Below are 24339 nucleotides of genomic sequence, written 5' to 3' on the forward strand. Positions count from 1 at the left end.
ACCGTGAGGATCGTCTCTCGGCAGGGCCCCGTCGGTGATGTGAGGTCTCAGGCCATGACGGGACGCACGCGTCGCCCAGCGAGGGGCTCGTCCATGGTGACCTCGCGAAGCGGAGGATGTCGCCGGTGGCGCAGCGAGGGCGAGAGGCCTGGCCACGGGTGACCTCGCCGAAGTGAAGGCGAGGATGCCGAGAGCAGGCTCCGCGACGAGTGCCTGAACATCAACAGCTTCTACTCGCTGCTCCACGCCCAGGTCGTGATCGGCGACTGGAAGACCGAATACAACCACGACCGCCGGCCTCCCATCGCGGAGCCGCGGCGCAGCCGGCGGCGGGAGCGGTTCTGATCGACCCGCTGACCCGCGCCGGTAAGGTCACGATTGCGTAACAGGACTTGCCTGACGCAGAATGTTTACGTGATCATTTTGGCAATTGCCAGTGACGTGGACGTCGTGGCAGGGCCGAGGAGTCGTTCCGTGGCCACCTGAATCCCCCCCGAGAGGACATGCTTCGATGAAGCGCATGACAAAGGCTGCGGCGATGGCCGCCGCGGCGATCCTTCCCCTGTTCGCGCTGACCGCATGCGGCAGCGGTGGCGACGCCGAGGGCTCCGGCGACGGCAACACCCTGACCGTCTGGGCCTGGGACCCCTCCTTCAACATCTATGCGATGAAGGAGGCCGAGAAGGTCTACCAGAAGGACCACCCCGACTTCGAGCTGAAGATCGTGGAGACGCCCTGGGACGACCTGCAGGCCAAGCTCACCACCATCGCCCAGTCGCAGCAGTTCGACGAGCTGCCCGACATCTTCCTCATGCAGAACAGCGCGTTCCAGAAGAACGTCATCAACTATCCCGACGTGTTCGGCGACTACGCCGACGCCGACATCGACTTCTCGGAGTTCCCCCAGAGCGTCACCGCCTACTCCACGATCGACGACGTCAACTACGGTGTGCCCTTCGACTCGGGCACCGCGGTCTCGGCCCTGCGCACCGACGTGCTGGAGCAGGCCGGATACACCATCGACGACTTCACCAGCACCACCTGGGACGACTTCATCACGAAGGGCAAGGACGTGCTGGCCAAGACCGGCAAGCCGCTGCTCTCCGGCATCGCCGGCTCGTCCGACCTGCTGTCGATCATCCTGCAGTCCGCCGGGGGGAGCCTGTTCGACAAGGACGGTCAGCCCACGATCGCCGGCAACGATGTGCTGATCGACGCCATCGAGGTGTACACCGAGCTGGTCGAGTCCGGCGTGTTCGTCGAGGTCAACTCGTGGGACGAGTACATCAGCAGCTTCGTCAACGGCTCTGTCGCCGGCACCATCAACGGCATCTGGATCGCCGGGTCGATCCAGACCGCTGAGGACCAGGCGGGGAAGTGGGCCGTCACCGACCTGCCGAAGCTCGACGGCGTGCCCGACGCCACGAACTACTCGGCCAACGGCGGTTCGTCCTGGGCGATCAGCTCCACCGGCGACGCGACGCTCGCCGCCGACTTCCTGGCATCCACCTTCGCGGGATCGACCGACTTCTACGACACGATCCTGCCGAAGGCCGGTGCGGTCGCGAACTGGATCCCCGCCGGCGAGAGCAGCGTGTACGCCGAGCCGAGCGCGTTCTTCAGCGGGCAGCCGATCTTCCAGAAGGTCGTCGAGTTCGGCGCCGAGGTGCCCAGCAGCAACACCGGCGTCTACTTCTTCGAAGGTCGTGATGCGGTCAGCGCGGCGATGACCAAGGTCATCGGCGGCACCAGCATCGAGGATGCGCTCGACGAGGCCCAGGCCAACGTCGAGTTCGCGATGAACTGACCCTCTCCGCTCGGGCGGGGCACGACGCCCCGCCCGAGCGTCCTGTTCCGAAGCAATGGAAAGCGAGTACGCATCGTGGCGACCCAGGCGATCGTGACCTCCGACGGCTCCCGCCGGCGGGGGCGGAGCACCCCTCCACCGGACTTCACCCCGCGCGGACCGTGGCTGAACACCGCACGGCGACGCAACCTCACCGGGTGGGGGTTCCTTCTGCCGGCAGCCCTCCTGATCACGCTGCTGAGCTTCGTGCCGATGATCCAGGCATTCGTCCTCTCGTTGCAGACCGGCCGGGGATCACGGCTGAACTGGGCGGAGCCGCTGTGGTCGAACTTCGCCCGGCTGCTCGACGACGAGATCTTCAAGCTCACCATGTTCAACACGGTGTTCTACCTGGTGGTCCAGGTGCCGATCATGCTGATCCTGGCGATGGTGCTGGCCAACCTGCTGAACGACCCGAAGCTGAGGGGCAAGGCCCTCTGGCGCACGATGATCTTCCTGCCGTGCGCCGTCTCGCTGGTCTCGTACTCGCTGGTTTTCCGCACCATGTTCGCCACGGACGGACTGGTCAACGACGTCCTCATGGCGGTCGGCCTCATGCACGACCCGCTCAACTGGCTCGGCGAGCCGGGGACCGCGCGGTTCGTGATCATCATCGGCCTGCTGTGGCGGTGGACCGGCTACAACATGATCTTCTTCCTGGCGGCGCTGCAGAACGTCGACCACTCCACCCTCGAGGCCGCGCGAATCGACGGCGCCGGTGCGTTCAAGACGTTCTGGTTCGTGACCGTGCCGCAGCTGCGGCCGATGATCGTGCTCACCGCGATCATGTCGATCAACGGCACGCTGCAGCTGTTCGACGAGTCCTGGGCGCTCACCAAGGGCGGGCCGTCATACAACTCGATGTCGATGTCGCACTACCTCTACGAGCTCGCATTCCTGAAGAACCCCAACGTCGGCTACGCCTCCGCGATCTCGTACGTGATCCTGATCATGGTCGCGGTGCTGGCTCTCATCCAGATGAAGGTGGGTGACAAGCGTGACTAGTCGACGCTTTCCCTGGCGACGCGTGCCCGGCTACGCGTTCCTGACCGTGTTCGCCCTGTTCTCGGTCTTCCCGCTGTATTTCATGCTGGTCTCATCGACCAACTCGACCCGAGAGGTCCTCGGATCCCGGCTGACCCCGGGCGGCCACTTCATCGACAATCTGGTGGCGCTGACCACGCAGCAGGATCTCGGCGCCGCCATGATCAGCTCGTCCCTCATCGCCATCGGCACGACGGTGCTGTCGCTGATCGTCTGCGCGATCGCGGGCTACGGCTTCGAGATCTACCACTCCCGCGGCAAGGACGTCGTGATGGCGATCCTCATGCTGGCGATGATGATCCCGTTCGCGGCCATCATGATCCCGCTGTTCCGCATCTTCGCGCAGTTCGACATGGTCAACTCGCTGTTCGCGGTGATCATCCCCTCGATCGCCACGCCACTGCTGATCCTGCTGTTCCGGCAGGCGTCGCGCTCGTTCCCGTATGAGGTCATCGAGGCCGCCCGGATCGACGGGCTGAAGGAGCTCTCCATCTTCGCGCGCATCTACGTGCCGACGATGAAGTCCACTTTCGCCGCCGCGGCCGTCATCACCTTCATGGCCTCGTGGAACAACTTCCTCTGGCCGCGTGTGATCCTGCTCGACAACGCGGTGCAGACGATGCCCATGCTCATCGCCAACCTCACGGCCGGATACGTCACCGACTACGGCGTGCTCATGCTCGCCGTGCTGCTGACATCCCTCCCGACCATCCTCATCTTCCTCATCCTGCAGCGCGCCTTCGCACAGGGCATCACCGGAGCCATCAAGTGACATTCGATCCCGTCTTCGCCATCGAGCGCATCGCCGACCCGACCTTCGTCTCGGAGAACCGCCGCCCGGCGCACTCGGACCACCGCTGGTTCGCCGACCTCGACGAGGCGCGATCGGGGGTCAGCGCGTTCGAGCAGTCGCTGAACGGCTTGTGGAAGTTCTTCTGCGCCCGCAACCAGGGGCAGGTGCTGCCCGACTTCGCCGATCCGTCGCGGGATGTGTCGGGGTGGGACGACATCCGCGTGCCTTCGCACCTGCAGCTGGAGGGCTACGACCGACCGCAGTACGTCAACGTCGGCTACGCATGGGACGGCCAGGAGGACATCGAGCCGGGGCAGGTCCCCGAGCGCGACAACCCGATCGGATGCTATGTGCGCACCTTCGCGCTCGATTGTCCGCTCGCCGAGGGCGAGCGGCTCAGCGTCACCTTCCACGGCGCGGAGAGCGCGATCGCGCTGTGGGTGAACGGCCGCTACATCGGCTACAGCACCGACAGCTTCACCCCCGCCGAGTTCGATCTCACCGACGCGCTGGTCGAGGGCGAGAACCGCATCGCCGCGCAGGTGTTCAGCTACAGCGCCGGCTCGTGGCTCGAGGACCAGGACTTCTTCCGGTTCTCGGGCATCTTCCGCGACGTCACCCTGTACCGGCGCCCCGGGGTGCACGCCGAGGACATCCGCGTGACCACCGCGGTCGCCGATGACCTGGCATCCGCCCAGGTGCGGGTCCGCGTGGAGCTCGACGGGGCGGGCGGCGCCGTCTCGGCCCGCATCGAGGGCGTCGGCGAGCTCGCGCGGGATGCCGACGGAGCCTTCGTCGTGCAGGTGGAGGAGCCCCGGCTGTGGAGCCCCGAGCATCCGCACCTGTACGACCTCGTGATCGAGGTGCGCGACGCCGCCGGAGCGCTGACCGAGGTCGTCCCGCAGCGAGTCGGCATCCGCCGGTTCGGCATCGAGAACGGCGTGCTGTCGCTCAACGGCGACCGGGTCGTCTTCAACGGCATCAACCGTCACGAGTTCGGCCTGAACGGGCGGGTGCCGTCGCGAGAGCTCACCGAGTCCGACATCCGGATGCTGAAGGCGCACAACGTCAACGCCGTGCGCACCAGCCACTACCCGAACGACTCGGCGTTCTACGCCCTCGCCGACGAGTACGGCCTGATGGTCATCGACGAGATGAACCTCGAGACGCACGCCCGGTGGAGCCGCATCCGCCTGCACGGCGAATCGCTCGACACCGCCCTGCCCGGCGACCACGACGAATGGCGCCCGGCGGCGCTGGATCGTGCCCGCAGCATGCTCGAGCGCGACAAGAACCACGCCAGCGTGGTGATCTGGTCCTGCGGCAACGAGTCCTTCGGCGGCACGGTGCTGCGCGATGTGGCCGACTGGTTCCGGTCGGTCGACGATCGCCCGGTGCACTACGAGGGCGTGCACTGGGACCCGAGGTACCCCGAGACGACCGACATCGCGAGCCAGATGTACACCCCCGCCGCGGCGGTAGAGGACTATCTGCGCACCAACCGCGACAAGCCGTTCATCGTGTGCGAGTACGCGCACGCGATGGGCAACTCCTTCGGCGGGGTCGGCGAGTACATCGAGCTCGCGTATCGTGACGAGCTGTTCCAGGGCGGCTTCATCTGGGACTTCGCCGATCAGGCGATCCTCATGCGCGATCGCTACGGCCGCGAGTACTTCGGCTACGGCGGCGACAACGGCGAGGCGCCGCACGATCAGGACTTCAGCGGCAACGGCATCTTCTTCGCCGACCACACCCCCTCGCCGATGGCGCAGGAGATGAAGCGGCTGTACCAGGGCTTCGTCGTCGACGTGTCGGAGTCGTCGTTCGCGCTGACGAACCGGCTGATGTCGACCTCGTCGGCCGAATACGAGACGCGCGTCTCGATCTCCCGGGAAGGGCGGGTCGTGGCCACCGGCGTCGTCGACACGGACGTCGCGCCGGGCGGGTCGGCGGTGTACCCGCTGCCGGTCGCGATTCCCGCGGCGGTGGGCGAGTACGCGATCGTCGTCTCGCTGCACCTGCGGACCGAGACGGCGTGGGCACCCGCCGGGCACGAGGTCGCCTTCGGCGAGCACGTGCTCAGGGTCGGCGAGCCGGCCGCAGGCGCGACGGCACCGGCCGCGCAGGTCGCGGCGCCCGCGCCGCGCCTGGTCGAGGGCACGCTGAGCATCGGCGTGCACGGGCCCGGCTTCCACGTGACGTTCTCGCGGATCTTCAACGGGCTGACCTCGTACCGCTTCGGCGAGACGCGCACGGGCGGCCGCGAGCTGCTCTCGGGCGCGGTCACCCCGAACTTCTGGCATGCGCCGACCGCGAACGAGCGGGGCTGGGGCGGCCCGTTCGAAGAGGGCCAGTGGCTGCTCGCCAGCCGTTACGGCCGCGCCAGCGGGTTTCACGAGCCGGCGGACATCTCGGTCGAGCAGGTCGACGGCGGGGTGCGCATCGGCTACCGCTACGAGCTGCCGACGACGCCCGTGACGCACTGCGATCTCAGTTATCTCGTCGACGGCGCGGGCCGGGTGGAGGTCACCCAGCGGATGCACGTGCCCGAGGGTCTGCCGCAGATGCCCGAGTTCGCCACGATGCTGGCGATGCCCGCGGATTACGACCAGGTGCGCTGGTACGGCGAGGGGCCGGAGGAGTGCTACGTCGACCGCCGCGCGGGCGCGCGGCTGGGGGTCTACGACCGGAGCATCCCCGAGATGCTCACGCCGTACATCCGTCCGCAGGAGGCGGGTAATCGCACCGGGGTGCGCTGGGCGGAGGTGACGGATGCCCGTGGCGCGGGCCTCCGCTTCGAAGGCGATCCGACGATGGAGTTCTCGGCGCTGAGCTGGACGCCCGCCGAGATCGAGAGCGCGCTGCATCCCAACGAGCTGCCTCCCATCCACCGCACGATCGTGCGGCCGGCGCTGATGCGCCGCGGTGTCGCCGGCGACGACTCCTGGGGTTCGCGTCCGCTGGAGCGCTACCTCCTGCCGACGGGAGACCTCGAGTTCCGGTTCGCGTTCCGCGGCATCCAGAACCGCTGAGCCCGGCTCAGCCGACCCGCGCCGTCCCCGATCCCGGGGGCGGCGCGGTGCTCGCCCGCACGATCAGCTCGGTGGGCACCGGGTCGGCGGTGGTGCGCTTCTGGTGCTCGATCCGGTCGATGAGCATGCCGACCGCCGCGGTGGCGACACGGTCGAAGTACTGGTGCACCGTGGTCAGCGGCGGCCGGAAGTCGGCGGAGAGCTCCATGTCGTCGAAGCCGACGACGCTGACCGAGCCGGGCACGTCGCGTCCGGCCTCGTGCAGTGCGCGCATGGCTCCCAGCGCCATCGCGTCGTTGGACGCGAAGATCGCCGTCACCGCGGGGTCGGCTGCCAGTCGCTTCCCCGCCGCGTAACCGGATGCCGGGCTCCAGTCACCCGGCATGACCGGGGGCACCACGCGGCCGTGCTCGCGGAGCGTGTCGGCCCAAGCCTGCGCGCGGTCCCTGGCGCCGTGCGAGCGCTCGGGTCCGCGGACGTGCCAGACCGTCTCGTGCCCGAGTGAAAGGAGGTGCTCGGTGGCCAGCCGGGCGCCCTGCGCCTGATCGGTGTCGATCGCGACGTAGGGATGCGAGCGGCCGGCGGTGACGACGACCGTGGGGATCTTGGCGATGCGCTTCAGGTCGGACTTGAGCAGCTCATGCTCTTCGAGCACCACGATGAGCCCGTCGACCGCCTGGTCGGCGATCCGGGTGAGCGCGCCGGTCAGGCCCGCCTGCGCGATGGTCCACAGCGGGGTGAGCGCGAGCGAGTAGCCGGCCTGGGACGCCTCGCTGGCGAACGCCTCCAGCGTTCGGGTGTTGCCGTAGCTGGAGAGCTCGGACATGATCACGCCGAGGGTGCGGAACCTGCCGGTCTTCAGAGCGCGCGCGGCGGAGTTCGGCCGGTAGCCGAGCCGGTCCATGGCCGCGAGCACCTTGTCGCGGGTGACCGGACGCACGATGTCCATGCCGTTGGCGACGCGAGAGACGGTCTGCGCCGAGACCCGGGCCTCACGTGCGACGTCGATGATCGACGGCGCGCGCCACACGCGCGCGTCCTCCGGCTGCTCCACCACTGACCCTCCCGGCGTCCCCCTGAACGATACCAATCCGCGGTCGCGCCCCCGTCCCCGGCCTTCCCTCCGGCCCTCACCCACCCACCGGTGGGGTGGTGGACAGCGGTGGGGTGGGGTGAGGGCGGGCGGCGAGGTGCACATCTGAGCACAGCCACCCCGCAAAGCGAGCGCTTCACTAGCGTGAGAAGGACGGCGACTCGGCCGTGCCTGGACCCGGCAATTGTCAGACATGCCCTAGGTGAGCAGCGCGACCACGACGAAGGCCGCGGCGACCGCGAGCTGCGCGGCGGCTGCGCTGACATCGGTCGGGGGAGTACCGTTCGACATGACCAAAGCCCCCGACCGCGACACTGGCGGAGTTCGAGACGCTGCGATCCGCCGCCTCAGCGGCGGGCCGCCTCGTACAGATCGGCTTTCAGAGCCTCGGCTCGACGGCGATCGGCGAGATCCGTGAACGGATCGCGCGCGGTGCGATCGGCGACGTGCAGCGCTACGGCGCCTCGGCGGCATCCGGTTCTACTACACGCTCGACGTCGTGCAGCAGTGGCACGGCGACGACGCCCCGTTCACGACGCACCACGAGCGCACCCATCTGCTCACCGACCTGCTGCGGGTGCGTCGGGACGGCGGCGAACTGCTCGCGCCGCTCGAGCACACCGGCGCGTTCACCCGCATGCTCGTCGCGGTCGTCGATGCCGACGAGCCGCGCGTGATCGGGGATGCGTGGATCACCCGCCTCGCGGACGGCGCCGAGACGCACCGCGTCGTCAGCGGCGTCGAGTCGGCGCTGCGGGCCGCGGTGCGCTCGGAACGCACCTTCCGTGAACTCGGTGTCGACTGGGCGCAGTGACCCGCACGAGCACGCGTCGACCTCTGAGAAAATAGGCGCATGACCGATCTGCGCAGGCACACGTTCGAACCCGATGGCCGGGCCATCCCCTACGCCACCGAGGGCGAAGGCCCCGCGATCGTGCTGCTGCCCGGCGAGGGCCTCAACACCGTCTACCTCGCGACGCTCGCGCACGTGCTGACGGAGGAGGACTTCCAGGTCGTGCGCATCGGCTCGCGCCGCGCGGCCGAGGGCGTCACGATGCACGACCTCGCGAAGGACGTGCTCGATGTGCTCGATGAACTCGGCGTCGACCACGCCTGGATCGGTGGTCACGCGTTCGGCGGCGCCGTCGCCCGCACATTCGCGCACGACCACCACGACCGCGTCAACGGTGTGCTGATGCTTGGGGCCACGGCATCCGTGCCCGCGTCGGCCGAGGCGCAGGCCGCGCTCGACGTCGTCTTCGGCGACCCGACCGATGCCGAAGCCCTCGCCGTCATCGAGCAGCTCATCGGCACGACGGCAGACGCCGCCCACGCCTGGACGATCATCAAGGCCTCGCGCGACGCCGAGGTCGCCCCCATGCAGCGCGCAGCGCTCGCCGCGACCCCCACCGCCGAGTGGGCGACGATCGCCGAGGGCGTGCCAGTGCTCGTCATCCAGGGTTCCGACGACCGCGTCACCCCGCCCGCCGGCGGCGAAGAGGTGCGCGCCTCGGCACCCGCGCTCGTGAGCGTCACCTCCGTCGACGGCGGCGGCCACTTCTTCGCCGCCACCCACCCCGGCGAAACCTCCGCCATCATCGAGGACTACCTCGACTGGGACTGACCCCGTGCTGATCGCGCCCGCCCTCCCCGCCGTGCCTGCCGTGCACAACTGCGGGGATCGTGGCCGACGCGCCGGTTCGGGGTGGGCGGATGCGGCGGGTCGCGCAGCATCCCCGCAGTTGTGCACGCCCAGAGGGGCGGTGCGAGCATGACGGCGGCGGTGCGGGTGCGGGATCGCATCGTCGCGGGAGTGGATGCCGAGGGCCTCGGCGCGTACGGGGTGCACGTGCTCGTCGGCGACGACGAGGCCGCACACCGATGGCGCAGCGATGACCGGGTCAACCTGTACTCGGTGTCGAAGGGCGTCTGCGCGCTCGCCGCCGGGATGGCGATCGACGAAGGCGTACTCGCGCTCGACACCGCCGCGCTCGAGGTGCTCGACGTACCGCAGCCGGGCGCCGGCACGGAGGGCGTGACGCTCGAGCATCTGCTGACGATGCGCAGCGGCATCGACTTCCAGTGGTTCGCTGACCAACGCGTGCCGTGGAACGATCTCGCGCACGAGATGCTGCGGCATCCCGCCGCCCCCGGCGCCGCGTTCCAGTACACCGACGCGAGCCCCTACGTCGCGATGCGCATGCTGGCCGCCCGCGTCGGCGATGTGCGCGATTGGCTCATGCCGCGGCTGTTCGATCCACTCGGCATCCACAACCCGCAGTGGCACCGGTGCCCGCTCGGGCACATCGCCGCCGGCAGCGGTCTCGAGTTGCGCACAGACGAGCTCGCCCGCATCGGCAGGCTGCTGCGCGATCGCGGCCAGTGGCAAGGTGAACAGCTCGTGAGCACCGAGTGGGTCGAGCGGATGGCGCGCGACAGTTTCGCGACCGGCGCCGACGGTCGCTGGTCCCGCTACGGGTTCGGCGTCTGGCAGGGACCCGGCCGCGCCTGGCGGCTCGACGGCCGCTACGGCCAGTACGTCATCGTCGATGACCCTGCGGATGCCGTCGTCACCATCACGGCGCACGAAGAGCACCGGGACCACCGCCTCGCTGAGCTCGCGGCATCCGCTCTCGCCTCTTGAGCGCGCCTCATTCTCGGTGAGTCCGGGATTCGAGCCCGAGTCGGCCGTTGTGAGCGGTTGACTCACGGGTAAACCTTGGACTCACGGTATGGCACGGCACGGTGGGGCATGGTGGGAGCGCCTCGGCGTCGAGGACGCCGTCGACGAGTTCGATCTCGAGCATGCAGCCATCACACGGCGCGGCCCGGCGCCGGGTGGCCGGAGCGTACGCTGGAGGCATGTTCGGATGGATCGGGGAGGCATCGTGCGCCCCCTGACCGAACAGACCATCCGCGCCTCGTTCCGCAACGCGTCCCGCAAAGAGGCGGCCAGTCTCACCCTGCCGCCCGACTTCGAGACGCTCGACTGGGACCGGCTCGACTACCTCGGCTGGCGCGACCCGAAGCTCGCCCGCCGCTCCTATCTGATGGTGCCTGGGCTCGACGACGACGGCGGCATCACCGGCATTCTGCTGCAGCGCGCCGACGCGAAGCCGAACGCTCGTGCGCAGTGCTCGTGGTGCCGCGACGTGACGCTGCCCAACGACGTCGTCCTCTACGTCGCCAAGCGATCCGGACCGGCCGGACGCAAAGGCGACGCGGTCGGAACCCTGATCTGCGAAGACTTCGAGTGTTCGACGAACGTGCGCCGACTGCCGCCGCTGGCGTACGAGGGGTTCGACCGCGAGGCGGCACGCGACCGCCGCATCGATGACCTGCGCATGCTGACGGCCGCGTTCGCCGCCGAGCTCTGATCGAGCACCCGCACACCCGCACACCCGCACACCCGCACACCCGCACCACGCGCCCACCGCACCCACCGCCGCGAACCAACGGAGGAACCATGGCGATCCCAGACGACGACACCCGTGTCACCTACCCCGACGGCGACACGGCCTCGACCGGCACGGTGCTGCACGTCGAGCCGCTCGACGGCGGACGCGTCGGCGTCATCCTCGACCGCACCGCGTTCCACCCGGTCGACACGGCGTGGCCCGACCAGCCTGCCGACCGGGGGCGGCTGCGGTTCGCTGACACGGTCGCCGAGGTCGTCGATGCGGTCACCGGCGGCATCCACGAGGGCGTGCTGCGTGTCGGCGCCGACCTGCCCGTCCGCATGGCGACCGAGGGGTGGACGTTCGTCGTCGTGCACATCCTCGAAGGTGACGCGCCTGCGGTCGGCGACCGTGTCGATGTCGAAGTGGATGCCGCGCACCGCACCGCGCTGTCGATCGGCCACACGGCGTGCCACCTGGCATCCCTCGCGCTCGACGCGGCCCTCGCCGACGCCTGGACGAAGCCGGTCGGCACCGACGCGTTCGGCAACCCGGGCTTCGATGCCGCCGCCATCCAGACCTCCCGCATCCACCCGCACGGGTCGGTCGACGTCTACCGCATCGGCAAGTCGCTGCGCCGCAAGGGCTTCACGGCGACCGCGCTCGATGACATGGCGGCGGTCGAGGCGCGCGCGAATGCGCTGCTGACGGCGTGGGCGGAGGCCGGCGGGCCGGTGCACATCCGTCGTGACGACGACCGCATCTCGGCCCGACGCACGTGGGTGTGCGAGAGCGCCGCCGGCACCGCCGAAATCCCGTGCGGCGGTACGCACACGACCGACCTGCACCAGCTGCGCGGCATCGCCGTGACGCTCGAAACCGTCGATGTGGTCGGCGGCCGCGAGGTCACGATGACGACGACGGTGCCTGCGGTCTGAATCAGAGGCCGACCGCCGCCATTCCTTCTGCAGGAAGTCCTGCGACGGATGCGGCGGCATCCCGGTCACTGACCTCATGCGTCACAGGTCTTCCTGCACACGGCACGTGGACAGGGGCGCGCGTGGCGGGTGAGGATGGCGGCATGGTGAGCGAGGCCGCGGGGCGCAACTGGGCGGGCAATGTCGGCTACGGCGCGGCGGGGCTCGTGCGGCCGAGGTCGCTCGACGAACTGCGCGAGGTGGTCGCCTCGGCGCGGCGGGTGCGGGCGCTCGGCAGCCGGCACACCTTCACCGACCTCGCCGACACCGACGGGTTGCTCGTGACGCTCGACGCGCTCGCCGATCCTGCCCAGGTGACGGTGCAGGACGGCGTCGCGACCGTGCCCGCCGGCATCCGCCACGGCGAACTCGCCACCGAGCTGCAGCGCCACGGCGTCGCCCTCGCGAACCTCGCGTCGCTGCCGCACATCTCGGTGGCCGGCGCCGTCGCGACCGGCACGCATGGGTCGGGCGACCGCATCGGCACGCTCGCGACCCAGGTGCGGGCCGTCGAGCTGATCACGGCGGGCGGGGGCACGCTGCGCCTGACCCGATCGGATGCCGATTTCGCCGGCGCCGTCGTCGCGCTCGGCGCGCTCGGCATCGTCACGCATCTCGAACTCGACGTCGAACCCGACTACCGGGTCGCGCAGCGCGTCTTCGACCGCGTCCGATGGAGCCGTGCGCTCGCCGACTTCGACACGCTCACGTCAGCCGGCGACAGCGTGAGCCTGTTCACGACCTGGCAGGATGCCGAGACCATCGACCAGGTCTGGGTCAAGACGCGCGAGGGCGGCGAGACGCCCGACCTCGCGGCGTTCGGGGGTGTCGCAGCCGACGGGCCCCGGCATCCGATCCGCGGCGTCGACCCGACACCCGCCACCGACCAGGGCGGCGTGCTCGGGCCGTGGTTCGAGCGGCTGCCGCACTTTCGGCTCGCGTTCACGCCGTCAGCCGGCGCGGAACTGCAGTCCGAGTACCTGCTGCCGCGCGGCGAGGTGCCCGCCGCAGTCGAAGCCCTGCGGGCGCTCGCGCCGCGCATCGCGCCGCTGCTGCTGGTCACCGAGGTGCGCACGATGGCCGGTGACGACCTGTGGCTGTCGGGTGCCCATGGGGCGGCGACGGTCGGCATCCACTTCACCTGGAAGCCCGACGAACCGGCAGTCCGCGCCCTGCTGCCGGCGATCGAGGCAGCGCTGCCCGAGGCCGCCCGGCCGCACTGGGGCAAGGTCTTCGAACTGCCCGGCGACGCGCTCGCCGAACGGTACCCGCGCTGGCACGACTTCGCCGCGCTGCGTCGCCGCCTCGACCCCGACGACGTGTTCGGCAACGCCTTCCTTGACCGCATCGGGCTGTAGCGCCCCGGCCGTAGCGCCCCGGTCCGGCCGACGCTTCGTCACTCGACTGCGCCAGTATTCGGCGACTGCGCCACCGATCGATGGCGCGGATGCCGCGAACTGGCGCAGTCGTGGTGCGCGGCGGCCGGTAGAGCGCCCCGGCCGCGCACCCCGCACAATGGCGGGATGGGATTCTGGAACGCACCCGACGGCAGGCCACTGAGCGGCGAGAACGGGTTTCGGCTCATGCCGACCGACGACCTCGCGACCCTGCCGGCCAGCGGGCGGGTGGATGCCGTCGCCGGCGGACACGGCATCGTGCTGACCTACGCCTGGCAGCACCCCGTCGACGGGTCGCAGACCGGCGCGCTGCTGGTCGGATCACCGGACGAGGACGGCGTGATCACCGCATCGTGGCTGGATTCCTGGCATCAGCAGCCCAGCCCGATGACGCTCGTCGGCACGCCGCTGGCCGATGGCGGGTGTGCGCTCGCGGCGACCTACGCGGGCGACTGGGGCTGGCAGATCGACGTCACGGTCGACGGCGGTGTTCGCCTCGTCATGCGCAACGTGGTGCCGGCATCCGCAATCGGTCCCGACACCCCCGGCGAGGCTGGCGCGTACGACGTCATGGTCATGCGCCTGGTCTGACTTCGACGCGGCACCGGGATGGCGTGCCAGTCGTCGGAACGGTGGGGCAGCAGTGGAGCCGTGTGGCCGCCGAGTCGACACGAGCACCGCGGCTCCGACGACCCGCACCGGATGCGTCACCGGCGCCGTGCACCCGCACGTCATGTTGCGCCCACAGCGTGCGAAACACGTCGCTGCGCGTCGACAGTTCGCGAGGCGGGGTCGAGGAACTGGAAGCGCGCGAAGCTCGGCGTGCGCCCGCCGTCGCGGGCGACGGTGCGGTGGGACTGCTCGGCATCCTCGTCGCCAGACAGCTCGGCGCCGAGCGCGTCATCGCGATGAGCCGCCACGCCGACCGCCAGGCGCTCGGGCGCCGGTTCGGGGCGACCGACGCAATCTCAGCAGCCGGGGGCAGCGTCGGCAGTGGGGCTCAGCCGGCGAGGCGGTCGACGGCGGCTTGGATCGCGACGGCGGCGGCGCCCCGGGCCCAGGCGCGGAAGCCGGTGCGGTCGACGTGCACGTTGACGGGCGCGGCTTCGGCCGCGCGGTCGGCGCGGATCGCGTCGGCGACGACGTCGGCCGCGCGGTCGTACAGGCCCACGCCTTCGCCGGCGAGCACCACGGTGTGCTGCAGCGTGAGGTTCGTCGCGAGCGCGATGAGCCGGCCGAGCGCCGCGGCAGACGCGTCGACGACGGCGCGCGCGGCCGGTTCGCCGAGAGATGCCGCGTCGAGCACCTCGTCGAAGGTCACCGGTCGTTGCAGTGCGGCCGAGACCTGCGCCGCGACCGAGCCGGAGGTGAGCATCGCCTGCGTGCAGCCGCGGTGCCCCTCCGAACACAGCGGGCCGTTCGGCGCGACGGGGATGTGCCCGCCGGTGCCGACGCCCGAGTCGGGGGTGTGCACGACCTGCCCGTCGACGACGAGCGCGTACCCGACGCCGATGCCGACGGTGATGACGGCGAAGCCGGGGATGCCGCGACCCACGCCGAACCACCGCTCCGCCTCGGCGAGGGCGACGAGGTCGTTCTCGAGGGTGACCGGCACGCCGAGCCGCTGCGCGAGCGGTTCGGCGAGGGCGACGTCGTGCCAGTCGAGGAACGGCGCGTCGACGACGACGCCGTCGCGGCTCAGCCCGCCGAGGCTCACGCCGATGCCCCGAAGCTTGCGCACCTCGAACCCGGCCACGAGCTCGACGATCGCCTCGATCACCTCGCCCGGGTCGGTGCTCGACAGCGCTCGCTCCGTCTCGGCGATCGGCTCGGCGCGCACGTCGGTCGCGACGGCGTAGATGCGGTCGCCGGTGAGCTTGACGCCGACGAACCCGCCGACGTCGGGGGCGATGTCGAGCGGGCGTGAGGGGCGGCCGACGGTGCCGTCGGCCGTGTCGCCGAGCTCGATGAGGATGCCGGAATCCAGCAGCGGCTTGGCCAGCCGCGTGAGGCTCGCGGGCGACAGGCTCAGTCGCTTCGTGAGGGCGCTGCGCGACAGCGGACCGTGGATGAGCACGGCGCGCGCCAGTGCGGCTTCGCTCTCGCTGACCATCGGGTGGGTCACCTCGCCTCGCGTTGTTCGTTCCATTGTGGCACGAACCCGCCCGCCGAATCGGGTCGAATCCCGCCAGATCTCCCTCTTGCCATCTCGATTACTTCAGTGCTAAAACTAATGCCATGCTCGAGACCGACAACGAGGTCGACGTCATGTCGACACCTGCCGCCGCATCCCGCATCCTCCATCTCGCCTCGGGAGGCACGAGCGTCGTGCTCGACCTCGACGCGCACCCGACGCCCGCGATCATCCACTGGGGTGCGGCGCTCGGCGACGCCGATGACGCCACGCTGCGGTCCCTCGCCGTCGCCGCGCGCCCGCAGCGCGTCTCGGGGGGACTCGACGAGACCGCACGGCTGACCGCCCTCAGCACTGCCGCATCCGGCTGGCTCGGCACGCCCGCGCTGGAGGGCATGCGCGGCGGGCACGCTGTCAGCATCCTGCCGACCCTCACCGCGGTGCTCGAATCGCCCGAGGGTACGCTGCTCGTGCTCACCGACGCCGAGGCCGGCATCACCGTGCACCTCGAACTCGGCGTCGGCGCATCGGGACTCTTCCGTCAGCGGATGACGGTGCGCAACGACGCCGCCGACACCTTCACCGTGACGACGGCACACCTCGTCGCCCCGCTGCCGTGGGATGCCACCGAAGTGCTCGACACCACCGGCCGGCACCTGCGGGAGCGTTCCGCCCAGCGCCGCGACCTCACCTTCGGCACGCACCTGCGCGAGTCCCGCCGCGGGCGGCCCGGGGCGGATGCCACCGTGCTGCTGGCCGCAGGCCGACCCGGTTTCGGGTTCGAACGGGGCCGGGTGCACGGCATCCACCTCGCCTGGAGCGGCGACCAGCGGGTGCTCGCCGAGCGCGTCACGACCGGTGAGGCCTTCCTCGCCGGCGGCGAACTGCTCGCGGCGGGCGAAGTCGCCCTCGCCCCGGGCGAGGAGTACGTCACGCCCTGGCTGCTCGCCTCGTGGGGCGACGGGCTCGACGAACTCGCCACCCGGTTCCACGACGAGTGGCGGGCGCGCCCGCAGCACCCGACCCGGCCGCGCCCGATCACCGTCAACACGTGGGAGGCCGTCTACTTCGACCACGACCTCGACCGGCTGCTCGCGCTCGCCGACGCGGCGGCCGACGTCGGGGCGGAGCGCTACGTGCTCGACGACGGCTGGTTCCTTCGCCGTCGCGACGACACCGCGGGCCTGGGCGACTGGATCGTCGACCCCGACGTGTGGCCGAACGGTCTGCATCCGCTCGTCGACCGGGTCACCGCGCTCGGCATGGAGTTCGGCCTGTGGGTCGAGCCCGAGATGGTCAACCCCGACAGCGACCTCGCCCGCGCGCACCCCGACTGGATCCTGCGGGGTCGACGCGACCTGCCGCCCGCTGCCCGCCAGCAGCAGGTGCTCGACCTGTCGCGCCCCGATGCCTACGCGCACATCGCCGGGCAGCTGCACGCGCTGCTGGAGGAGTACCCGATCGCCTACCTGAAGTGGGACCACAACCGCGACCTCGTCGACGCCGGCGGGGGAGCGGGCGACGGCTCCCGCATCCACGCGCACACCCTGGCCGTCTACCGGCTGCTCGACGAACTCAAGGCCACCCACCCTGGGCTCGAGATCGAGAGCTGCGCGTCAGGCGGCGCCCGCGTCGACCTCGGCATCCTTGACCGCACCGACCGCATCTGGACCAGCGACTGCCTCGACCCGGTGGAGCGGCTCGAGAACCAGCGCTACACCGCGCTGGTCGTGCCGCCCGAGCTGATGGGCATGCACCTGACCACGCCCGAGGTGCACTCGACCGGGCGCACCGTCTCGCTCGGCATGAGCGGCGCCGTCGCCCTGTTCGGTCACTTCGGCATCGAGTGGGACCTCACGACCCTGACGGATGCCGAGCGCCACGCCGTCGGCGGCTGGGTCGAGCTCGCCCGCCGGGTGCGCCCGCTCGTGGCCACCGGGCGCCTCGTGAACGCCGACGTCGCCGACCCGGGGCTCGACGTCCGCGGGGTGGTCGCGAACACCCGCGATCACGCATTCTTCACGATCGCGCAGACCGCGTCGCTTATCGCCTCGCCCGCTGGCCGCATCACGCTGCCGGGTCTCGACCCCGCCACCCGCTACCGCGTCACGGTGGCCACGCCCGGCTGCGTCGTGCAGGCACCGGCGCAGTCGCCGCTCGCCTGGGCACACCACGACACCGTGCTCACCGGCCGGCAGCTCGCCCTCGCAGGCATCCGCCCGCCCGTGCAGCACCCGCAGCAGGCCACCGTCCTCGAACTGCGCGCCGTGCCGCGCGCCGACTGACCCTGAACCACCCGCGCGAGGAGGCGCACCCATGAAACCACGCACCATACGGACCGCCGCGGCGGTCGCCGGGATCGCCGGTGTGGCGATCGCCCTCGGCGGCTGCGCATCGGCCGGATCCGACGGCGTCACGACCCTGAACTTCTTCCAGTTCAAGGGCGAGGCGATCGCCGACTTCGACGAGCTCATCGCCGAGTTCGAGGCCGAGAACCCCGATATCAACGTCGTGCAGAATGCGGCAGCCGACGCCGACACCCTCATCCGCACCCTGCTCGTGAAGGACCGGATCCCCGACGTCATCACCCTCAACGCGAGCGGCAACTTCGGCCGACTCGCGCAGGCGGGCGTGTTCTACGACTTCTCCAATGAGCCGGTGCTGCAGACGATCAACCCGGCGGTGCAAGAGATCCTCGCCGACCTCGGCACCTATGGGGATGAGGTCAACGGGCTCGGCTACGTCAACAACGCGAACGGCATCATCTACAACCGCGACATCTTCGAAGCGCAGGGGCTCGAGGTGCCGCAGACGTGGGACGAGCTGATCGCCGTGTGCGATGCGCTGCAGGATGCCGGGATCTCCCCGTTCTACGGCACCCTCGCCGACGCGTGGACCGCCATCCCGTCATGGAACGCGCTCGGCGCCTACCCCGCGCAGGACGGGTTCTTCGACAAGCTCCGCGCACAGGGCGAGGACGTCGGCCCCGACTCCGAGGTGTCGTTCCAGAAGGACTTCGTCGAGGTGATGGAACGGCAGTACCAGCTCTACGAGTACATGCAGGACGGCTACCGCGGCCGCACCTACGACGACGGCAACGCCGCGTTCGCGAACGGCGAGTCGGCCATGCTGCTGCAGGGCATCTGGGCCACCAACCCCATCAAGCAGGTGAACCCCGACATCAATCTCGGCATCTTCCCGTACCCGACCGACGACCCCGACGAGTCGATGCTCGTCTCCGGTGTCGACGTGGTCTTCACGCTCGGCAAGAACGGCGCGAAGCACGACGCCGCAATGCGGTTCATCGAGTTCGCGTTCCAGCCCGAGGTGCAGGAGCGCTTCGCCGCCTCGCAGAACATGGTGCCGTCAGTCGAGGGTGCAGAGCTCGGCGATGACCCGGCGCTGCAGTCGGTCGCCCCGTATTTCGACGCCGGCCGCATCACCGGGTTCATCGACCACCAGGTGCCTGGCAGCATCCCGCTGCAGCCGATCGACCAGCAGTTCCTCTTCACCGGCGACGTGGATGCCGCGTTGAAGTCCCTCGACAGCGAGTGGAGCAAGGTCGCCGCTCGCACCATCCCCGTGACGGGAGACGACCAATGACGCTCACCCAGGCCGTGCGCTCCACCACCGGCACCGCCGCGAAGCGGGCGCCGCGCACGAAGACACGCACCGCAAAGGCGCTTCCCGCCTACTACTGGATGGTGTGGCCGGCGGTCATCGCGTTCGCCGCGTTCCACACCCTGCCGGTGATCGTGGGCATCTTCTTCAGCTTCACGAACTACGCCGGGTACGGCGCGTGGAACTTCGTCGGTGTCTCGAACTACATCAACCTGTTCCGAGACGACCGGGTGCTGCAGGCGTACGGGTTCTCGTTCCTGTTCGCGATCGTGGCGACGATCCTCACCAATGCGATCTCGCTGTCGATCGCGATGGGGCTGAACGCCAAGATCAAGGCCCGCAACTTCTGGCGCGGCGTCTACTTCGTGCCGTACGTGCTCGCGATCCTCGTCATCGGCTACGTGTTCCAGTTCATCTTCTCGAACTCGCTGCCGAAGATCCTCGCCGGCATCCCGCTGTTCCGCGACAACATCCTCACCAACGACACGTGGGCGTGGACGGCGATCGTCGCGCTCGCGGTCTGGCAGGGCTGCGCGTTCGCGATCATCATCTACCTGTCGGGGCTGCAGACCATCCCGGCAGAGCTCTACGAGGCCGCGTCGCTCGACGGCGCGTCGGCGTGGCGGCAGTTCCGGTCGATCACCTTCCCGCTCATCGGCGCGTTCTTCACGATCAACGTCGTGCTGAGCCTGAAAGGCTACCTGCAGGTGTTCGACCCGATCGTCGCCCTCACCAACGGCGGACCCGGCACGGCGACGGAGTCCGTCACGCTGCTCATCTTCCGCGGCGGGTTCTCGGGCGGCGAGTTCGCCTACCAGACGGCCAACGCGGTGGTGTTCTTCATCGTCATCACGGTCGTCTCCCTCTTCCAATTCCGGGTCCTTCAGCGCAGAGAGGCCGACTTCTGATGTCCACCGCAACCACCACCTCGCTCGAAGCCGTTGACACGGCTGCAGTCGCTCGGCCGCGCCGCCGCAAGGAGGCCTCGCGCGACGACGACACCCGCCGCACCAACTGGTGGGCGACCGCCCTGATCGCGGTGTGCTCGCTCACGGTGCTCATCCCGCTGTACCTGGCCGTCGTCGTCGCCCTGAAGACGCCCGATCAGCTCGCTGAGGGCACCGGGTTCGAACTGCCGACATCCATTCGCTGGGAGAACTTCGCGGATGCCTGGGAGCGCACCGCCTTCCCGCAGGCCCTCGCCAACACGGCGCTGATCACGGTCGGCTCGGTCGTGTTCACGCTGCTGACCAGTTCGCTCGTCGCCTACGCGCTGGCGCGCAACCTGCACCGCCCGTTCTTCAAGGGCGTGTTCTTCTACCTGCTGGCGGCGATGTTCATCCCGTTCCCGATCATCATGCTGCCGCTGGTGAAGCAGACCGCGATCCTGGGGCTCGACAACCAGGCCGGCATGATCCTGCTGTACACGATCTACGGGCTGAGCCTGAACATCTTCATCTACACCGCCTACATCCGTTCGATCCCGATCGAGCTCGAAGAGGCGGCGCGGGTGGACGGCGCATCCACGTGGCGCGTGTTCTGGCAGGTCATCTTTCCGCTGCTCATGCCCATGAACGCGACCGTCGGCATCCTCACCTGCGTGTGGGCGTGGAACGACTTCATCATGCCGCTGGTCGTGCTCACCGACCCCGGTGCGCGAACCATCCCGCTTGCGCAGTACGTGTTCCAGGGGCAGTTCAACACCGACTACACCGTCGCGTTCGCGTCGTACCTGATGGCGATGGCACCCCTGCTGCTGGTCTACATCTTCTCGCAGCGCTGGGTCATCTCCGGCGTCACCCGCGGCTCGATCAAGTAGGCCGCCGCTGTTCACCTGACTGCGCCGGTTTGCGACGTCTGCGCCACCGATCGATGGCGCGGATGCCGCGAATTGGCGCAGTCGTGGTGTGCGGACACGGGGCATACTGGCCGAAGGACCCCGGGGGAGGACGCATGAGCAGCACCGCCGCGACGACGACAGATCGGCCCTGGGCGTGGGAGGCGGATGCGGCGCTGGCCGCCGTCGGGTCGGATGCCGGTGGCCTCACCGCCGCCGAAGCCGCATCGCGGCTGCAGCGACACGGCCGCAACGTGTTGCCGGCGCCGAAGCCCACCCCGTGGTGGCGCCGGCTGCTCGCCCAGTACGACGACGTGCTCACCTACATCCTCGTCGCGGCCGCCGTGCTCAAGGCGATCTCCGGCGACTGGATCGAGTTCACCGTCATCGCCGTCGTGATCGTCGCGACGGGGCTCCTTGGTTTCATCCAGGAGGGGCGGGCGACGTCTGCCCTCGCGAGTCTGACGCGGATGCAGTCGCTCGACGCCCAGGTGCTGCGCGGCGGCGCGTGGGGTGTCATCGACGCCGCCGACCTCGTTACGGGCGACATCGTGCGGGTGCGCAGCGGGTCGAAGGTGCCCGCCGACCTGCGGCTGCTGACCGCGACCAACCTGCGAGTCGACGAGGCGGCGCTGACCGGTGAGAGCGAACCGGTATCCAAAACCCCCGCCGCCAATCTGCCGGATGCCGCGATCGGCGACCGGTCGGCCATCCTGCACTCCGGCACGATCGTCGCGACCGGCGAGGGTCAGGGGGTCGTCGTCGCGACCGGCGCCGACACCGCGATCGGCGCGATCTCGACGCTCGTCGCCGAGCAGGAACAGCTCGAGACGCCGCTGGCACGCCAGTTGGCACGCCTGGGCAAGCAGATCTCGATCCTCATCGGCATCCTCGCCGTCGCGATGCTGCTGATCGGTCGTCTCGTGCACGACGCCGAACGCGACGAGCTGATCTCGGCGGCAATCGGGTTCGCGGTCGCCGCCGTGCCCGAGGGGCTGCCGGCGCTGGTGACCATCACGCTCGCGCTCGGCGTGCAGCAGATGGCCAAGCGCCGTGCCATCACCCGCAAGATGGATGCCGTCGAGACCCTCGGCGCGATGAACGTCATCTGCTCCGACAAGACCGGCACCCTCACCCAGAATGAGATGACCGCCCGCACCGTGGTCACCGCGACCGGCACGTACGCCGTCGAGGGGCAAGGGTACGACCCGCACGGCCGCATCGTCGCCGGCGACGGTGAGACCGCCGATCCCGCCCGGCATCCCGACCTCGCCGCCCTGGTCACCTCGGCCGCCGTGTGCAACGACGCGAAGGTCGAGCAGACCGACGAGGGGTGGCGGGTCGTCGGGCAGCCCACCGAGGGTGCGCTCGACGTGCTGGCGAGCAAGTCAGGGGTCGACGTCACCGGCATCCGTCGTCTCGGGCACCTGCCGTTCGAGTCGTCGGTGAAGTTCTCGGCGACCGTCGATGTCGGCACGACGGGGCCGCGGATGCTGCACGTGAGCGGTGCGCCCGACCGCCTGCTCGACCGGTCGACGAGCCAGCTCACCGGCGGTGCGCGCGTCGACCTCGACCGTGCCGCGTGGGAGCGGCACATCGACGAGCTGTCGGCCAAGGGCCTCCGGCTCCTCGCCGAAGCCCAGCGGCCCGCCGGCGACCTGACCGACGAGATCGACGTCGACGATGTGACCGAGCTCACGTTCCTGGGGCTCGTCGGCATCGTCGACCCGCCGCGTCCAGAAGTGCGCGACGCGATCACCGAGGCCCACGGCGCCGGCGTGCGCGTGAAGATGATCACCGGTGACCACCGCGGCACTGCGACCGCGATCGCCCGCGAACTGGGGATCGTCGCGCCAGACGGCAACGTGCCCGCACTCACCGGTGCCGACATCGAGCGGATGAGCCAGGACCAGCTCGCCGACGTGGTCCGCGACGTCGACGTCTACGCGCGCACCTCGCCCGAGCACAAGCTGCGGATCGTGCGGGCCCTGCAGTCTCACCGGCAGGTCGTCGGTATGACCGGCGACGGGGTGAACGACGCACCGTCGATCACCCGCGCCGACGTCGGCATCGCGATGGGCATCAAGGGCACCGAGGCCACCAAGGAGGCCGCAGACGTCGTGCTCGCCGACGACAACTTCGCGACCATCGTGCGCGCCGTCGAAGAGGGCCGGCGCATCTACGACAACATCCGCAAGTCGGTCGTGTTCCTGCTGCCGACCAACGGTGCGCAGTCGCTCGTCATCCTGGTCGCGGTGCTGCTCGGGATCGCGCTGCCACTGTCGCCGGTGCAGATCCTGTGGATCAACCTCGTCTGCGCCGTCACGCTGACCGTCGCGCTCGCCGGCGAACCCGCCGAACCCGGCATCATGACGAGGCCACCGCGATCGGCGAAGGAACAGGTGCTCAACGGGCGGATGCTGGTGCTCGTGCTGGTCGTCTCGGTGCTGATCGGCGGCGCCGCGGTGTGGATCTTCGAGGCCGAACAGCGGCTCACCGGTTCGTACGCGCAGGCGCAGACGAGCGCCGTGTTGATGCTCGCGCTCGGGCAGCTCGCGTTCCTGTTCAACTGCCGCAGGCTCAACTCGTCGTCGCTCACCTGGCGCGTGCTCACCGGCAACAACACGGTGTGGATCTCGTGCGCGGCGATGCTCGCGCTGCAGGTCGTGTTCACCTACGCGCCGTTCATGAACCAGTGGTTCGATTCGGCCCCGATCAGCCTGCGCCAGTGGGGTACGACCGCCGCGCTCGCCGTCGCGGTGTTCCTCGTCGTCGAGGCCGTCAAGGCCGCGCTGCGCGCGACCGAGCGTCGACGCTGATCAGGCGGCGACGACGACGAGGCCGAACAGGCCGAACGCGAGCACGGCGATCGCCATGGCCGTCACAGCTCCCGCACCGCCGCGCGGCAGCCTGCCCTCGTCAACGAGCGTGCGACGGATGCCGGTGAATCGACGTCGTGCGAGCACCCACATCACGAACGCGGCGATGATGCCGACGCAGCCGGGGATCACCCAGAGTGCGTTCTCGAGCACGGCGGGCAGCAGCCGCAGCGCGACGAGCGAGCCGACGGCGATCGTGAGCGCGGTGCGCCGCCACGCCAGTTCGGTGCGTTCGGGTTGCAGGCCGGAGTCGAACCGTTCGGTGTTCGCGTCGGTGTCGGTGCTCAC

19 protein-coding genes and 2 pseudogenes are annotated in these 24339 nt (G+C 69.8%); 18 read left to right on the forward strand and 3 right to left on the reverse strand.

The annotated features are described in order from the left end of the window. Positions 1 to 180 precede the first annotated feature (180 nt). The 5 genes and pseudogenes from ACSF8R_RS12610 to ACSF8R_RS12630 all read left to right on the forward strand — a co-directional run. Positions 181 to 345: pseudogene (locus tag ACSF8R_RS12610) on the forward strand (integrase core domain-containing protein); the annotation flags it as partial. Between the two features lie 166 nt (positions 346 to 511). Continuing rightward, positions 512 to 1807, forward strand: a complete 1296-nt coding sequence (locus tag ACSF8R_RS12615) for an ABC transporter substrate-binding protein (protein ID WP_301409183.1) — start codon at positions 512 to 514, stop codon at positions 1805 to 1807. A gap of 75 nt (positions 1808 to 1882) precedes the next feature. Continuing rightward, the gene (locus ACSF8R_RS12620; RefSeq protein ID WP_434812225.1) at positions 1883 to 2851 is read left to right on the forward strand and encodes a carbohydrate ABC transporter permease; all 969 of its coding nucleotides are present in this window, start codon (positions 1883 to 1885) and stop codon (positions 2849 to 2851) included. After that, positions 2844 to 3662: a carbohydrate ABC transporter permease gene (locus ACSF8R_RS12625; RefSeq protein WP_288969874.1), complete on the forward strand. Its 819-nt coding sequence runs from the start codon at positions 2844 to 2846 to the stop codon at positions 3660 to 3662. The genes ACSF8R_RS12620 and ACSF8R_RS12625 overlap by 8 nt, the downstream gene beginning before the upstream one ends. Continuing rightward, positions 3659 to 6715: a glycoside hydrolase family 2 TIM barrel-domain containing protein gene (locus ACSF8R_RS12630; RefSeq protein ID WP_434812226.1), complete on the forward strand. Its 3057-nt coding sequence runs from the start codon at positions 3659 to 3661 to the stop codon at positions 6713 to 6715. The genes ACSF8R_RS12625 and ACSF8R_RS12630 overlap by 4 nt, the downstream gene beginning before the upstream one ends. A gap of 7 nt (positions 6716 to 6722) precedes the next feature. Here ACSF8R_RS12630 and ACSF8R_RS12635 read toward each other — a convergent pair whose 3' ends face one another. Next, positions 6723 to 7769, reverse strand: a complete 1047-nt coding sequence (locus ACSF8R_RS12635; RefSeq protein WP_434812227.1) for a LacI family DNA-binding transcriptional regulator — start codon at positions 7767 to 7769, stop codon at positions 6723 to 6725. Between the two features lie 538 nt (positions 7770 to 8307). On the opposite strand from ACSF8R_RS12635, the gene ACSF8R_RS12640 reads away from it, so the two are divergent. The 8 genes and pseudogenes from ACSF8R_RS12640 to ACSF8R_RS12675 form a co-directional block, all read left to right on the forward strand. Beyond that, positions 8308 to 8622, forward strand: a complete 315-nt coding sequence (locus ACSF8R_RS12640; protein WP_434812228.1) for a hypothetical protein — start codon at positions 8308 to 8310, stop codon at positions 8620 to 8622. 39 nt (positions 8623 to 8661) lie between these two features. Then, positions 8662 to 9432, forward strand: coding sequence for an alpha/beta fold hydrolase (locus ACSF8R_RS12645; RefSeq protein WP_434812229.1), 771 nt, complete (start codon positions 8662 to 8664; stop codon positions 9430 to 9432). A 147-nt stretch (positions 9433 to 9579) separates the two neighbouring features. After that, positions 9580 to 10452 carry a serine hydrolase domain-containing protein gene (locus tag ACSF8R_RS12650; protein ID WP_434812230.1) on the forward strand — a complete coding sequence of 291 codons (873 nt, stop codon included), beginning with the start codon at positions 9580 to 9582 and terminating at the stop codon, positions 10450 to 10452. Between the two features lie 88 nt (positions 10453 to 10540). Continuing rightward, positions 10541 to 11185, forward strand: coding sequence for an FBP domain-containing protein (locus ACSF8R_RS12655; protein ID WP_434812231.1), 645 nt, complete (start codon positions 10541 to 10543; stop codon positions 11183 to 11185). An 89-nt stretch (positions 11186 to 11274) separates the two neighbouring features. Continuing rightward, entirely contained in the window at positions 11275 to 12144 is an 870-nt protein-coding gene (locus ACSF8R_RS12660; protein WP_434812232.1) for a metal-dependent hydrolase, read from the forward strand. A gap of 143 nt (positions 12145 to 12287) precedes the next feature. Further along, positions 12288 to 13541 (forward strand): D-arabinono-1,4-lactone oxidase, encoded by a 1254-nt coding sequence (locus ACSF8R_RS12665; protein WP_434812233.1) that lies wholly within the window; start codon positions 12288 to 12290, stop codon positions 13539 to 13541. A gap of 165 nt (positions 13542 to 13706) precedes the next feature. Next, positions 13707 to 14171 (forward strand): hypothetical protein, encoded by a 465-nt coding sequence (locus tag ACSF8R_RS12670; protein ID WP_434812234.1) that lies wholly within the window; start codon positions 13707 to 13709, stop codon positions 14169 to 14171. Between the two features lie 239 nt (positions 14172 to 14410). Further along, a pseudogene (locus ACSF8R_RS12675) lies at positions 14411 to 14560 on the forward strand (IMP dehydrogenase); the annotation flags it as partial. A gap of 20 nt (positions 14561 to 14580) precedes the next feature. Here ACSF8R_RS12675 and ACSF8R_RS12680 read toward each other — a convergent pair. After that, a complete protein-coding gene (locus tag ACSF8R_RS12680; RefSeq protein WP_434812235.1) occupies positions 14581 to 15705 on the reverse strand; it encodes an ROK family protein in 1125 nt (374 codons plus the stop codon). A 113-nt stretch (positions 15706 to 15818) separates the two neighbouring features. On the opposite strand from ACSF8R_RS12680, the gene ACSF8R_RS12685 reads away from it, so the two are divergent. The 5 genes from ACSF8R_RS12685 to ACSF8R_RS12705 all read left to right on the forward strand — a co-directional run bounded on the left by ACSF8R_RS12685 (position 15819) and on the right by ACSF8R_RS12705 (position 23991). Further along, positions 15819 to 17999, forward strand: a complete 2181-nt coding sequence (locus ACSF8R_RS12685; RefSeq protein WP_434812236.1) for an alpha-galactosidase — start codon at positions 15819 to 15821, stop codon at positions 17997 to 17999. A 31-nt stretch (positions 18000 to 18030) separates the two neighbouring features. After that, a complete protein-coding gene (locus ACSF8R_RS12690) occupies positions 18031 to 19317 on the forward strand; it encodes an ABC transporter substrate-binding protein (RefSeq protein WP_434812237.1) in 1287 nt (428 codons plus the stop codon). Next, complete coding sequence (locus ACSF8R_RS12695; protein WP_434812238.1) at positions 19314 to 20243, forward strand: carbohydrate ABC transporter permease; 930 nt, start codon at positions 19314 to 19316, stop codon at positions 20241 to 20243. Before ACSF8R_RS12690 ends, ACSF8R_RS12695 begins: the two co-directional genes overlap by 4 nt. Further along, positions 20243 to 21154, forward strand: coding sequence for a carbohydrate ABC transporter permease (locus ACSF8R_RS12700; protein ID WP_434812239.1), 912 nt, complete (start codon positions 20243 to 20245; stop codon positions 21152 to 21154). The genes ACSF8R_RS12695 and ACSF8R_RS12700 overlap by 1 nt, the downstream gene beginning before the upstream one ends. 134 nt (positions 21155 to 21288) lie before the next feature. Continuing rightward, positions 21289 to 23991: a cation-translocating P-type ATPase gene (locus tag ACSF8R_RS12705; RefSeq protein ID WP_434812240.1), complete on the forward strand. Its 2703-nt coding sequence runs from the start codon at positions 21289 to 21291 to the stop codon at positions 23989 to 23991. On the opposite strand, the gene ACSF8R_RS12710 is transcribed toward ACSF8R_RS12705, so the two are convergent. Beyond that, a complete protein-coding gene (locus ACSF8R_RS12710; RefSeq protein ID WP_434812241.1) occupies positions 23992 to 24339 on the reverse strand; it encodes a DUF202 domain-containing protein in 348 nt (115 codons plus the stop codon).

It is taken from the genome of Microbacterium sp. bgisy189, from assembly GCF_965345345.1.
Lineage (GTDB): Bacteria > Actinomycetota > Actinomycetes > Actinomycetales > Microbacteriaceae > Microbacterium.